At 36.7% G+C, this 12,620-nt stretch carries 13 protein-coding genes; 5 read left to right on the top strand and 8 right to left on the bottom strand.

Annotated elements, in window-relative coordinates:
* Positions 1 to 172 precede the first annotated feature (172 nt).
* From FTRAC_RS11145 to FTRAC_RS11155, 3 genes are read right to left on the bottom strand one after another with little or no spacing between them, the layout of a single operon-like run.
* The gene (locus tag FTRAC_RS11145; protein ID WP_013454354.1) at positions 173 to 523 is read right to left on the bottom strand and encodes a DUF4260 domain-containing protein; all 351 of its coding nucleotides are present in this window, start codon (positions 521 to 523) and stop codon (positions 173 to 175) included.
* Positions 524 to 538: 15 nt separating this feature from the next.
* Positions 539 to 1,024: a hypothetical protein gene (locus tag FTRAC_RS11150; protein ID WP_013454355.1), complete on the bottom strand. Its 486-nt coding sequence runs from the start codon at positions 1,022 to 1,024 to the stop codon at positions 539 to 541.
* Positions 1,024 to 1,404 carry a RidA family protein gene (locus FTRAC_RS11155; RefSeq protein ID WP_013454356.1) on the bottom strand — a complete coding sequence of 127 codons (381 nt, stop codon included), beginning with the start codon at positions 1,402 to 1,404 and terminating at the stop codon, positions 1,024 to 1,026. Before FTRAC_RS11155 ends, FTRAC_RS11150 begins: the two co-directional genes overlap by 1 nt.
* A gap of 49 nt (positions 1,405 to 1,453) precedes the next feature.
* Here FTRAC_RS11155 and FTRAC_RS11160 point away from each other — a divergent pair, with 49 nt between their 5' ends.
* Positions 1,454 to 2,125, top strand: a complete 672-nt coding sequence (locus tag FTRAC_RS11160; RefSeq protein WP_013454357.1) for a 3-hydroxyacyl-CoA dehydrogenase family protein — start codon at positions 1,454 to 1,456, stop codon at positions 2,123 to 2,125.
* 32 nt (positions 2,126 to 2,157) lie between these two features.
* Positions 2,158 to 3,576, top strand: a complete 1,419-nt coding sequence (locus FTRAC_RS11165) for a Glu/Leu/Phe/Val family dehydrogenase (RefSeq protein ID WP_013454358.1) — start codon at positions 2,158 to 2,160, stop codon at positions 3,574 to 3,576.
* 181 nt (positions 3,577 to 3,757) lie between these two features.
* Here the strand turns inward: FTRAC_RS11165 and FTRAC_RS11170 are convergent, their stop codons facing one another.
* Positions 3,758 to 5,338, bottom strand: coding sequence for an amidohydrolase family protein (locus tag FTRAC_RS11170; RefSeq protein ID WP_013454359.1), 1,581 nt, complete (start codon positions 5,336 to 5,338; stop codon positions 3,758 to 3,760).
* A 184-nt stretch (positions 5,339 to 5,522) separates the two neighbouring features.
* Here FTRAC_RS11170 and FTRAC_RS11175 point away from each other — a divergent pair, with 184 nt between their 5' ends.
* Positions 5,523 to 7,652, top strand: a complete 2,130-nt coding sequence (locus FTRAC_RS11175) for a glycoside hydrolase family 97 protein (RefSeq protein WP_013454360.1) — start codon at positions 5,523 to 5,525, stop codon at positions 7,650 to 7,652.
* A gap of 57 nt (positions 7,653 to 7,709) precedes the next feature.
* Here the strand turns inward: FTRAC_RS11175 and FTRAC_RS11180 are convergent, their stop codons facing one another.
* Both FTRAC_RS11180 and FTRAC_RS11185 read right to left on the bottom strand, forming a co-directional pair.
* Complete coding sequence (locus FTRAC_RS11180; RefSeq protein WP_013454361.1) at positions 7,710 to 8,411, bottom strand: methyltransferase domain-containing protein; 702 nt, start codon at positions 8,409 to 8,411, stop codon at positions 7,710 to 7,712.
* Positions 8,408 to 9,562 carry a type III polyketide synthase gene (locus tag FTRAC_RS11185; protein WP_049784115.1) on the bottom strand — a complete coding sequence of 385 codons (1,155 nt, stop codon included), beginning with the start codon at positions 9,560 to 9,562 and terminating at the stop codon, positions 8,408 to 8,410. Before FTRAC_RS11185 ends, FTRAC_RS11180 begins: the two co-directional genes overlap by 4 nt.
* Here FTRAC_RS11185 and FTRAC_RS11190 point away from each other — a divergent pair.
* Positions 9,545 to 10,438 carry a UbiA family prenyltransferase gene (locus FTRAC_RS11190; protein ID WP_013454363.1) on the top strand — a complete coding sequence of 298 codons (894 nt, stop codon included), beginning with the start codon at positions 9,545 to 9,547 and terminating at the stop codon, positions 10,436 to 10,438. The genes FTRAC_RS11185 and FTRAC_RS11190 overlap by 18 nt on opposite strands.
* 42 nt (positions 10,439 to 10,480) lie before the next feature.
* Here the strand turns inward: FTRAC_RS11190 and FTRAC_RS11195 are convergent, their stop codons facing one another.
* Positions 10,481 to 11,086, bottom strand: a complete 606-nt coding sequence (locus FTRAC_RS11195) for a hypothetical protein (RefSeq protein WP_013454364.1) — start codon at positions 11,084 to 11,086, stop codon at positions 10,481 to 10,483.
* 144 nt (positions 11,087 to 11,230) lie between these two features.
* On the opposite strand from FTRAC_RS11195, the gene FTRAC_RS11200 reads away from it, so the two are divergent.
* A complete protein-coding gene (locus FTRAC_RS11200; protein ID WP_013454365.1) occupies positions 11,231 to 11,878 on the top strand; it encodes an SDR family oxidoreductase in 648 nt (215 codons plus the stop codon).
* A 49-nt stretch (positions 11,879 to 11,927) separates the two neighbouring features.
* On the opposite strand, the gene recO is transcribed toward FTRAC_RS11200, so the two are convergent.
* Positions 11,928 to 12,617, bottom strand: a complete 690-nt coding sequence (gene recO / locus FTRAC_RS11205; protein ID WP_013454366.1) for a DNA repair protein RecO — start codon at positions 12,615 to 12,617, stop codon at positions 11,928 to 11,930.
* Positions 12,618 to 12,620: the final 3 nt, after the last annotated feature.

Raw genomic sequence — 12,620 nt, forward strand, 5'->3', positions numbered from 1 at the left:
TAGCAAGTTCTAAAGCCTTCAGTTAAACTTTTACAAAATCAACTGCATTCTTAAATTTTTGTCTTAGTTGAATAAGTTTTATCTTTTGTTATAAAAGCCATAATAACAAGAGATTATTACTTGAAATATTGTTAAAAGAAGTGACAAATCGTCTTAGCTGACCCTGCTTTCTTCATTTGCCAATCTCCCCCAAATGCGTAAACTTAAAGCCTTTCTCGTATTTTAAACCGTAGCCAAATATTCTATCCAAACTGGCATGACCGAACAATAGAATTCCAGAAAACAATAAATAATCATTGCTTAACACCCAGCCTAGGGCGTAAATTAAAATGGCAATTCCTTTATGGTGAAAAATATTATAGGAATAAGCCCCTATTTTATCATTAAAAGCGTATCCAATCATTCCGAGATCTGGAGCTAGAATTAAGACAGGAAACCACCACCATGCGAATGGTAGATTAGCGAAAAGTAAAATGGATAAAGCAAACATTGCTGCCTCCTCCAAACGGATCAAGTTTTTCATGAGTATATTATTGTTTTAACCAATTAAGCGCATTAATTCCTTTCGGCTTTTTTGATAGGCATCATTAAAACGAGAAATGATTAAGGCATAACTTGCTAGCAAGATAACAAGAGGAAAGATTATGGTCAATAAATCATCTTCTTGAACTATAGAAATAATTGAAAACAAAAGCATCAACATTATCCAGAAAAGCAAAAAGTATTTGATGCTAGGGAATAAACTGAACTCTAAATGAACTAAACTGCCACTTTCACCTCCTTCTATTCTTCCTTTAATCAAGGGCAAAAAATTATTGGGTCTACTAACAATTTTAGAAATTGCAAAACCGTTGGATCCAACCTTACCATTAAAAAGGAAAGCTTCCTCCTCAATTTCTCCTAAAGATCTATTTGAAAAAGATTGGAACTTTACCGGCTTTACGGCCAGCTCCATACGTCTAATTATTTCATGCTGCCCATGTGGGCTCAGAAACATTTCCGTTTTAGCTGGCCATAATTGCATTACTTTATGGCTATGCAGCTGATTTCCACATTCACGTCTTTGGGTAAACGTGCTACTTCAACCGTTTCTCTTGCTGGTGGGTTTTCTTTAAAATACATGCCGTAAGCTTCATTTATTGTAGCAAAATTACCCATGTCCTTTACGAAAATACTGCACTTTACCACATCCGAAAAACCCATTCCTGCTTCTGAAAGGATTGCTTCTAGGTTTTTCATCACTTGATGTGTCTCTTCTGTAATATTCTCATTAATCAATTCCCCGCTTTGTGCATCCAAAGCTATTTGCCCTGAAACGTATAGCGTTCCACCCGCTAAAATCGCCTGATTATACGGCCCGATGGGAGCTGGTGCTTCTTTTGTTTGAATGATTTGTTTACTCATCTCGCTTTTTATGATTAGTTCCTTAACTTTGGTTCAAAACTAACAAATTATGAACATACTTGTTGTTGGAGACCCGAAAAACCAAGAGGAAATCACAGCAAAATTTGGAGAAAAACACCAAATCATTTCTTTTGACGATTTAACAGAGATCACTAAGGAAGCTTTTTTTGAAGCAGATGTAGTTTTTGATTTCTTCGTAGCAGAAGAACCCGAAGCACTGGATTTTTATGAGCAACGTCCTGATTTGACCATCTTCACTAATATGGCGATGAGTTGTTTTGGAAATTTGACCTTATTCCAAGAGAAAACCCAAAACACAGTATTTGGATTCAATGGCCTTCCTTCCTTTATTAATAGAAGCGTCTTGGAATGCACACTTCAAGACGAGAAGGAAAAAGAGAAATTAAATCTGCTCTGTGGGAAATTAGGAACCGATTTTGAAATAGTTGAAGACCGAGTTGGAATGGTAACGCCTAGGATTATTTGTATGATTATTAATGAGGCTTATTATACCGTGCAGGAAGGTACAGCAGAAAGAAAAGACATTGATTTAGGTATGAAGCTAGGTACCAACTATCCATTTGGGCCATTCGAATGGTGTGATAAAATTGGTGTTGAAAAAGTTTATGAACTTTTGGAAGCCGTTTACGATGATACTAAAGAAGAACGCTATAAAATCTGTCCAATCTTAAAGAAAGAATATTTAGCTGCAATTCATTAACAATAAATTAAACTAAAAAATATAAGCTTACTATGGCACACAATGAAGAGTATAGCCTGTTTGAAGATGTTTGTAGTTTCGTAGATGATGCTGCACAGCACATGGAATTACATCCTGGTTTATTAGACCAAATCAAACAATGCAACAGTATTTATAAATTTCATTTCCCTATTCGCATGGAAGATGGTTCTTATCAGGTAGTGAAAGGCTACAGAGTCCAACACTCTCATCACAAGCTTCCAACCAAGGGCGGTATCCGATTCAGTGAAATGGTAAATGAGCAGGAAGTAATGGGATTATCTGCTCTAATGACTTATAAATGTGCAATGGTTAATATTCCTTTCGGTGGTGCCAAAGGCGGTGTAAACATTGACCCCCTAAAGCACAATACTCGTCAGCTAGAAAAAATTACCAGAAGATATACTTCAGAACTAATCAAAAAGAAATTTATAGGCCCCGCAATTGATGTTCCAGCTCCTGATTATGGAACTGGCGCTAGGGAAATGGCTTGGATCGTGGATACTTATGAAGCTTTTAATCCGGAAGCCATTAATGCTAAGGCTTGTGTAACAGGAAAGCCACTTTCTCAACACGGAATTGAAGGCAGAACTGAAGCAACGGGTATGGGGGTTTATATCGGAATTCGTGAAGCCGTTAGCGTAGAAGAGGACATGAAAGAATTAGGTCTAACCACTGGGCTAAAAGACAAGAAAATCATCATTCAAGGACTCGGTAATGTAGGATTTTACTCTGCAAAATACTTGACAGAAGCGGGCGCCAAGGTAATTGGCGTGGCAGAATGGAATGGCGGTATTTGGAACGAAGATGGTATTGATATTGAAGATTTAAAGAAGTATCAAGTTGAAAACAAAACTTTTAAGGGCTATGGAAAAGGGAAGTTTGTGGAAAACTCAATAGATCTATTAGAAAATACTTGTGATGTATTAGTGCCTGCTGCATTGGAAAATCAAATTACAAGCGAAAATGCTCCGAGAATTCAAGCCAAAATTATTGGAGAGGCTGCCAATGGCCCTATCACGAAGGAAGCAGAAAAAATACTTTTGGAAAAAGGAATCATGGTGATTCCTGATATGTATTTGAATGCTGGTGGTGTTACAGTATCCTATTTTGAATGGCTGAAAAACTTGTCCAGAGTTTCTTTTGGTAAATTAGAGAAGCGTTATGATATGGAAAAATACAAGTTTTTGGTAGATAGCATAGAGAATGCTACCGGTGATGCCTTTAATCAAGAACAAAGAGATGCGATTATTAAAGGAGCAAGTGAGCGTGATTTGGTAATTTCAGGATTGGAAGAAACCATGGTGACTGCTTATCATGACATGAACCAAAAACGAAAAGATAAGAAGATTAAAAGTTTGAGAACAGCCGCTTTCATTTTAGCTATTGATAGAATAGCGGTTAGTTATACTGATATGGGAATTTTCCCTTGATCAATCATTTTTAAAATCTGTCAGGTTAAGAAGCCTGACAGATTTCCTATCCTAGTCCAAGCGTCTCGCTTGGACCTTTAATTACCTATAAGTCATTGTCTCCTGCTACTTTTGAAACTATGGAGATAGAGGATAGAGTATTAGCGAAACGCTAAGACTAGAGAAGAATTAAAAGGGGGCTTTATTCCATGCCCGGCTGCTTAATTTCATAGCCCGTTTTATCCTTTTCTTCTTTCACCATCTTTTTAACATCTTCCAAAAGCTTTTTAGCATCATAAATAATACCATCTTTAATGGTATATTTCACTCCTCCTGCTCTAATTACTTCATTATCTTCTGTTAATTTGATGGCACCAGTTCCGTACAAGACCTTCAAATTCTCTAGTGGATTTTCCTCCACAATCACAAAATCAGCCATTTTCCCTATTTCAACAGTTCCAATTTTGTCTTCCATTCCCAAGGCTTCAGCACCATTCATAGTAGCCGACATCATAATTTCCAATGGGTGAAAGCCAGCCTCTCTGAGTAATTCCATTTCTCGGATGTAGGCAAAGCCATAGAGCTGGAAAATAAAACCTGAATCAGAACCCGTAGTCACTCTTCCTCCTCTATTTTTGTATTCATTTACAAATGTCATCCATAAATCATAATTTTTACGCCAGCTGGTTTCTTCTTCAGTTCCCCAATAATGCCAATAAGAACCATGTGACACTTTACTTGGCTGATAGAATTCCCAAAGGGATGGAAGCGTATAGTCATCATGCCATTCTGCTCGGCTTGTGCGCATCAAGTCACGACTGGCTTCATAAATATTGAAGGTAGGATCTAAAGTAAAATCAAGTTCAAGCAGTTCATTCATTACCTCGTTCCATTTGTCGGAATAAGGAGGAGCCGCTTGTTCCCATAATTTTCCAGCCTCAGAAAAACGATCCTGTTCATTGTTGTAATTATAGTCTAATTTGTAATGCTGAACAGTTCTATCTGTAAATAATGCTTCTGGCAATCCATACCAATGTTCCATAGTGGTCAAGCCTGCCTTTGCAGAATTTACCACATTCCAACGTGCTACATCCATTTGCGCATGGTGCATGGCAGAACGTAAACCTAAACTTTTGTTTTCTTCTAATGCTGCTTGCATGATCTCTGGTCTCGCACCAAAGAACTTGATACCATCTGCACCTTTCTTAGCATTTTCTTGCACCCATTCTCTAGCTAATTCCGGAGAACTAATTGGCTTATCACTTCCTTGCCCGAAAGCAGTATAAGCTAAAATTCTTGGGGCTGTAATTTCATTTTTAGAACTCTTGTTTTTGTGTTCCAACACCCAATCTAATCCATTTCCAGCAGATGGATCTCGAATGGTAGTAATCCCATGACCCATCCATAATTTAAAAACATACTCAGCTGGAACTCCTTGAGCTTCTCCGCCAATATGACCATGCATATCTACAAATCCAGGCATTAAATACATGCCAGAAGCATCCAATTCTTTGCCACCTTTTTTTAATTGAGGCCTTTTATCTTCCTTTATTTCTACTCCGGGGTAACCTACTGTTTTAATTTCTACAATTTTATTTTGCTCCACCACTATATCTACTGGACCCGTAGGTGGTGCACCATTTCCATTGATTAGGGTTACTCCCCTTATTATCAATTGAGGCCAAGGCCCTTCACCCTCTGATCTTTCCGGAGCATCTTTGATTTGTGCCCAAACAGGCACTTGAATCAGTGCAATAAGTACTATTAGTATTAGTTTTCTCATAATATTCTTTTTTCAGTAGAAGCAATATAAGAAAGTTTGATTTAAAGAAACAAGGCTGTTTTATGAGTGGATAATTTCTAGTTCGTTGATCCCGAAATGAACTTAGTGTAAAAAATACACTAATAAATGCTTTGGAAGTGAACATTTACTATTTTTACGTTCCAATAGAAAAATTTACATTACTATGAAACGGACTTTTACACTAATTTTATCGCTTCTCCCATTTCTTATGATAGCGCAAGAACTAAAATCACCAAATGAAAATTTCAAGTTGAAATTTACTATTGAAGAGGGAAAACCAACTTACCAACTCAATCTTAAGAATAAGGAGATAATTAAACCCAGCACCTTGGGTTTGGAACTAGTGGATGCTGAAGACTTACTGGGAGATTTTGAAATCATAAGCACTAAAAATTCAACCTTTGATGAAACATGGAAACCAGTTTGGGGCGAAACTGCCACTATCAGAAATCATTATAATGAATTAGTAGTCTCTTTAAAGCAAAGGCAAACAGAGCGAATAATGACTATTCGTTTCCGCTTGTTTAATGATGGTTTGGGATTTCGATATGAATTTCCTCAACAAGAAAAGTTAAGCTATTTTACCGTAAAGGAAGAAAAAACACAGTTTGCTATGGCTGGTGATCATAAAGCCTGGTGGATAGCTGGTGATTATGATACTCAAGAATACGATTACACGACTTCAAAGCTATCTGAAATCCGAGGTTTAATGGATAAAGCCATTACATCAAATGTATCGCAAACTCCATTTTCAGAAACGGGCGTTCAAACTGCTTTAATGATGAAGTCAGAAGATGGCATTTATATCAATTTGCATGAGGCAGCATTAACTGAATACTCTGCCATGCACCTTGAGTTAGATGATGAAAATATGACTTTCACTTCTCATTTAACTCCAGATGCTATTGGTAATAAAGCTTATATGCAAACGCCAACGCAAACTCCTTGGAGAACTGTAATTGCATCTGAAAAGGCAGGAGATATTTTGCTTTCAAATATTACTTTAAATTTGAATGAACCAGTAGCTTATGAGGATGTTAGCTGGATTAAACCAGTGAAATACATAGGCGTTTGGTGGGAAATGATTACTGGTAAAAGCTCCTGGGCTTATGCTGATTTGCCTTCAGTAAAATTGGGAGAGACAGATTATACGAAAGTGGAATCTAACGGAAGACATGCAGCGAATACAGATCATGTAAAAAAATATATTGATTTTGCTGCAGAACATGGATTTGATCAGGTATTGGTTGAAGGCTGGAATGAAGGTTGGGAAGATTGGTTCGATAAGTCAAAAGATTATGTATTTGATTTTTTAACTCCTTACCCTGATTTTGATGTGGAAGAATTAAGAGATTATGCAAAATCAAAAGGCGTGAAATTGATGATGCATCATGAAACTTCAGGTTCCATCAGAAATTATGAGCGCCATATGGATGCTGCATACCAATTTATGGTGGACAACAATTACAATGCTGTAAAAAGTGGATATGTAGGTGATATAATCCCAAGAGGTGAACATCATTATGGTCAATGGGCGGTAAATCATTATTTGTATGCAGTTAAAAAAGCAGGCGAATATGGCGTGATGGTGAATGCTCATGAAGCAGTGCGACCTACTGGTTTACGAAGGACTTACCCCAATTTATTAGCTAATGAATCTGCCAGAGGAACAGAATATGAAGCTTTTGGTGGAAATAATGTAGATCATACTACGATTTTACCATTTACTCGTCAGATTGGAGGGCCAATGGATTATACTCCAGGGATTTTTGAAACCGATATCAGCAAACTAAATCCTAACAATGGGTCAAGAGTGAGAACCACCATTGCAAGACAATTAGCATTATATGTTACCATGTATAGCCCATTGCAGATGGCAGCCGATTTACCCGAGCATTATAATCAACATTTGGACGCTTTTCAGTTTATAAAAGAGGTGCCTGTAGATTGGTCTGAAACGCTGATTTTAGAAGCTGAACCAGGTGATTTTATCACTTATGCTAGAAAAGACAAAAACAGTGAAAATTGGTTTGTAGGAAGAACAAATGATGAGGAAAAAAGGACTTCCAATATAAAATTTGATTTCCTAGAGAAAGGAAAAGATTATGTAGCCACTGTTTATAAAGATGCAAAAGATGCGCATTGGGAAACTAATCCAAAGGCTTACGAAATCATAAAATATAAGGTAAATAGCAAGTCGAAATTATCAGTAGATTGCGTTCCTGGCGGTGGATATGCCATCAGCATAATGGAAGCCGAAAAAGGAGAATTGAAGGGATTGGAGAGGTTGTGATTTAAAATAAAAAGCTAAAAGTATAAGCCTTTCCGAATAGAGAAAGGCTTTTTTATTTCAAAAAACAAGCTTCCACCGAAAAGCCCATCGCCACCCTAATTCATAATTTTTAATTTCTGCCAATTTTAAAATCTCTTTCCAGTCTTGTTTAGTGAATGCTCTCCAAACTGAAAGACATGCATCATTTTGAACCATTGGAGATTTACTAAACAATCTTGTAATCCATTTAATGGAATAATAGGCAAATGAGTGACGATGCAAATCATTAATAATCACTCTCTCTGATTGCACTTTGAACTGCTTCAATAATTTGACCAAGTCCTTTTGTGGAAAATGATGGAGGAAAAGTGTGCAACAAATCACATCAAAATTTCTATTTCTAAAGTCTTCTGAAAAAATATTTTCAGCATGAAATGCTATTTCAGGATAGCCTTTGCAATGCTCCTCTGCATAGGCAATCACATTAGGATTAGCATCAAAACCATGCAGTTGTACCTGAATATTTTGAGTTCTGCACCATTTAGCAATTTTCAGCAATATTTCTCCACTTCCGCACCCTAAATCTGCAAGTTGCCATTCTTTCTGACGATTTGTTTTGAAGATTTTTTTAACTGCTTGTAAAGTAATGGCATTTCCTCCCAACCACTGATTGATGATATCCAATTCCTTTAGGGCACGATAAAGTGAGGGACTATCATCTGACAAATCATCCATGATTTCCTCTTCCTCCGAACGATAGGATAAATCTACTTTTTTCATTTCTCAACTCGCTCCAAGAGCATACTTTCCATGGTTAAGCCCGGTCCGAATGCAAAACTCAAGACTTTATCTTTAGGCTGTATTTTATTCCACATTTCATGCAAGACGAAAAGCACAGTGGGTGAAGACATATTCCCAAATTCTCTTAAAATCTTATACGCAGATGCATTAATTTCTGAAGGCAATTTCAATCCTTTTTCTACTGCCTCTAGTATTCTCTTTCCACCTGGATGAATGGCAAATTGGTTAATGTCTTTTAAAGTTAGGGAAAGCTTTTCCATCAGTTCCTCTCCTAATTTAGCAATGTTTTGAGCAATAACTTCCGGTACATAGCTGCTTAGCTTCATTTCAAAACCTAAGTTGCCGATATTCCAGGCCATTTCTTGTTCGGAATCATTTTCCACCACACTTTTAAAAGCTTTCATTTCAAGTGCATCCTTTGTTTTTTCATTACTGACCACAACCGAAGATGCACCATCTCCAAATAATGTATTCGCCAGTAAATTATCTTCTGAAAACTCAGACTGAAAATGAATGGTACACAATTCCACACAAACAATCAGCACTTTAGCATCCTTCTCAGATCTCGCAATATGATGAGCAGTTTTCAAAGCGTTAAATGCTGCAAAACATCCCATAAACTGAATGGAAGTGCGTTCAATGTCGGAATTCAGCCCTGTTTTTTTGATCAGTTGAATATCTAGTCCAGGCGCAAACATGCCAGTACAACTTACGGTAATTAAATGTGTAAACTCTTTTGCTTCATATCTCTCAAAAACTTTTTCTAAGCTTTTTTGAGCTAAAGGCAAAGCATGTTTTTCAAATAACTGCATTCTATCTCCAGTGTTAGGAAGTGCTTTTCCATTGTTTAATGGAGGATAAAATGACCAATCTTTATCATCGGAAAATTGATAATCAGGAATCACGGTATGTCTTCTTTGAATACCTGACATCCTAAAAATAGCCCTCAACTTTCGGCTATTTTCATCGTTCAAACGCATGGCTTTCTGCATAAAGCCGGCAATGTCATTCTGAGCAATGCTTATTTCTGGATTTGCAGGAGAAATCAGGTTAATATATGGCATAGATAATTCTTGATTGACTATATTAAGCAAAAATTTCGACATTTGTTCATGAAAAAAGCTATTCATATTTTACAGCATCTGAGGATTCCATTTTCTTTCTTTCTATTGCCTGTATATATTTTCGCTTTGGGAATAAGTCCCAACATTGGAGCGGATAGGATTATCTTAACCTTCGTGATTTTGCATTTCTTTATTTATCCTGCCAGTAATGCTTATAATTCTTATTTCGATAAAGATGAAGGCAGCATAGGTTTAATTAAAAAACCACCTCCCGTCTCTATAGGCTTATATTATACCAGCTTGATATTTGATTTTATAGGCATTGCCTTAGCATGGCTAATCAGTATGGAGTTTGCCCTTTTGGTCTTTTTATATGGGCTTGCCTCAAAAGCCTATAGTCATCCAGGGGTTCGTCTCAAAAAGTATCCTTGGCTAGGATGGCTAGTAGCTGGATTCTTTCAGGGAGTGTTTACTTTCTATATGGCTTATGTAGGCATCAATGATTTTGGATGGGAAATTGCCTTGAAATGGAAAGTGATTTTACCTGGCCTATTAACTTCTGCTTTTTTATGGGGCTCCTATCCCATGACCCAAATTTATCAACACAAAGAGGACAGCAAAAGAGGGGACAATACACTTTCAATTGTTTTGGGCATCAAAGGAACATTTCTGTTTACCTTGGTGACCTTTCTTGTAGCAACTTTAGGGTTTGAATATTATTTCCTGAATTACCATAACGAAAAAATGGGCATTGCTTTTTTACTTTTTATGGCTCCTACTGTAATCTACTTTTTGATATGGTTTGCATTAGTGCACAGGAATGAAAAATCTGCCAATTTTGGATGGACGATGGGGCTAAATTTGATTTCAGCAATTTGCTTAAATGCTTTCTTTATCTATTTTTTCTTACAAACAAGTCATTTATATCAATTGAATATGTGAATTGAATAATTTCTTTATGGTTTAAAGTGATCACTGAGTTTCTCAATTTGAAAAGACGATAATGCCTAATTGTAAATTGATTCCTATGAATGCTCCCGCTCCTGCTGATGTAAATTCAATACCGGGCTGAATAGCCATATCAAAATTTAAACGCTTGAAGAAATTCCTTTGTAATCCATAAGACAACATTATATCAAGAATTGCTGAGCCTTTTGGATAATTTTCTGCATTGGTTAGGAACAATCCCTCATCATAAAACCTAGCGGCAAAACCTACATAATTTGCGGAATTATAAGCAGTGTTTTTGTCAGATGCCGCTCTTTTACTGAGATTATGATAAAACCGCGGTTGCACCATAACTTGTGGGGTTAGAACATAATATGAACTAACACCATAAGTGGCTTGTGAAATGCTTCCACCACCGTAGTGACCCAGAAGACCCATCATACTATAAATAGCAAACTCTTTTCTGATTTTCATTTCGTAAGAAACCCCCAACAAATTTGGATAAAATGTTTCCACCTTTACTAAATTCTCAGCGACCGAAGCGGATTCTCCTTTAATGAGAGCTGCGGGTTTATTCTGAGCAGTAATTTGAAATGAGGCAAAAAGAATTAGTGCGACAACTAGAATTGAAAATCGTTGCATTTTTAAAAGGTTAATTGTTTTACTATATCGGTTCACTTTCAAATGTAAATATGCCAAAAATTAAACTTAATTGTAAAGCGGAATCAAAAATTAAACTTCTGATTTTCTCTCCGTATACTATAGCATAACTATAAACACAAAATTATGAAAATATTAGTAATTGGAGCCAATGGTAAAATTGGTCAGAAAATAGTCAATAAAATTCATAGTAATTCACCACATGACGCCATTGCCATGGTAAGGGAGGAGTCTCAACAAGATCAATTTGAAAAAAAGGGCATTAAAACAGTTCTAGGTGATTTAGAAAAAGACTTCAGTCATGCCTATGAAGGCAATAATGCAGTGGTCTTTACGGCAGGAAGCGGTGGTCATACTGGCGATGATAAAACCAAAGCAATTGACCAGCAAGGTGCCATCAAAGCCATAGATTTAGCTGTTCAACATAAATATATTCGCTTTATGATGGTAAGTGCTTTTGGTGCTGATTTTAATCCTTCTGATTGGCCAGAAAACATGGCTGCCTACTATAATGCCAAATCAGCAGCAGATGATTATTTACAGCAAACAGGCTTGAATTATACCATTTTTAAGCCCGGTTTATTAACCGATGATGAACCAAAAGGAAAGGTTGATTTTGGTGAAAGAACAGATGAAAGAACGGGCTCAATTCCTCGTTGGGATGTAGCTGATGTGCTAGTGAAAAGTCTGGAAGCCGAAAATACCTATCGCAAATCTTTAGAATTACTTTCAGGGCCTTACAGAATTGAAGAGGCGATTGAAAACGTGAAATAAAGCAATTCTAACTTTCCCAAGGCTATTGGCTTTGGGAAAGTTTTATTCCCTAACTCAACACCTCATGCAATATCCGCAAGGACTTTATTTCTGTAAAGGAGTGGCTGTGAATCTGGTAAAAATGAATCAGGACTTTCAATAACTGCTGTCTTTGTTCCCCATTAATTTTTAAATGATAAGTTAAATCATTGGATAGTAACTCTTCCAGTTTCACCAATTCATCTGGCCTTAATTTAATAGGATGATAGTGAGAAACTTCATCCATAATTTCCACTGCTCCTGAAGGTTTGAATCCCAAATAAGTAGTAAGCTGTGCCAAAAACTGTAAGTGAAAATTGATATAATCTTCTCCTTTCTGGTCGAAATAAGTAAGGCTGTCATGGATAAATCCAAACATCACAGGATTATCCTCTTCCTCCCCACGGAGAATATGATTCAGAAATTCTGCTAAAAATATACCAATTGAAGACTTGATGATTTCATACGGAATAGTCCGATAAGGCGGATTCACCTTAATTTCCGACATGCGATTGATACTACTATTAGCTTTTTTATAAACCACTAAATCGAGCAAAGTTAAAGGCTGAAAAATGGCCATTTTGTGTTTGGCTTTTGCCTTTCGAACGCCATTTTCAATATAAGATTGTATTCCGAATTTTTCAGTATAAACCTGTATGATGAGAGAGCTTTCACCATATTTAACATGCCCGAGTACTATGCCTTTTGTTTTGTGAAGCATAGC

It is taken from the genome of Marivirga tractuosa DSM 4126, assembly GCF_000183425.1.
Classification (GTDB): Bacteria; Bacteroidota; Bacteroidia; order Cytophagales; family Cyclobacteriaceae; genus Marivirga; species Marivirga tractuosa.

Bases quoted from the DNA above. Each gene is read 5' to 3' on its own strand.
- FTRAC_RS11175 (WP_013454360.1), top strand. From the start codon at position 5,523: ATGAAACGGACTTTTACACTAATTTTATCGCTTCTCCCATTTCTTATG.
- FTRAC_RS11190 (WP_013454363.1), top strand. From the start codon at position 9,545: ATGAAAAAAGCTATTCATATTTTACAGCATCTGAGGATTCCATTTTCT.
- FTRAC_RS11185 (WP_049784115.1), bottom strand. From the start codon at position 9,562: ATGAATAGCTTTTTTCATGAACAAATGTCGAAATTTTTGCTTAATATA.
- FTRAC_RS11195 (WP_013454364.1), bottom strand. From the start codon at position 11,086: ATGCAACGATTTTCAATTCTAGTTGTCGCACTAATTCTTTTTGCCTCA.
- FTRAC_RS11155 (WP_013454356.1), bottom strand. From the start codon at position 1,404: ATGAGTAAACAAATCATTCAAACAAAAGAAGCACCAGCTCCCATCGGG.
- FTRAC_RS11165 (WP_013454358.1), top strand. From the start codon at position 2,158: ATGGCACACAATGAAGAGTATAGCCTGTTTGAAGATGTTTGTAGTTTC.
- FTRAC_RS11200 (WP_013454365.1), top strand. From the start codon at position 11,231: ATGAAAATATTAGTAATTGGAGCCAATGGTAAAATTGGTCAGAAAATA.
- FTRAC_RS11160 (WP_013454357.1), top strand. From the start codon at position 1,454: ATGAACATACTTGTTGTTGGAGACCCGAAAAACCAAGAGGAAATCACA.
- FTRAC_RS11170 (WP_013454359.1), bottom strand. From the start codon at position 5,338: ATGAGAAAACTAATACTAATAGTACTTATTGCACTGATTCAAGTGCCT.
- recO (WP_013454366.1), bottom strand. From the start codon at position 12,617: ATGCTTCACAAAACAAAAGGCATAGTACTCGGGCATGTTAAATATGGT.
- FTRAC_RS11145 (WP_013454354.1), bottom strand. From the start codon at position 523: ATGAAAAACTTGATCCGTTTGGAGGAGGCAGCAATGTTTGCTTTATCC.
- FTRAC_RS11180 (WP_013454361.1), bottom strand. From the start codon at position 8,411: ATGAAAAAAGTAGATTTATCCTATCGTTCGGAGGAAGAGGAAATCATG.
- FTRAC_RS11150 (WP_013454355.1), bottom strand. From the start codon at position 1,024: ATGCAATTATGGCCAGCTAAAACGGAAATGTTTCTGAGCCCACATGGG.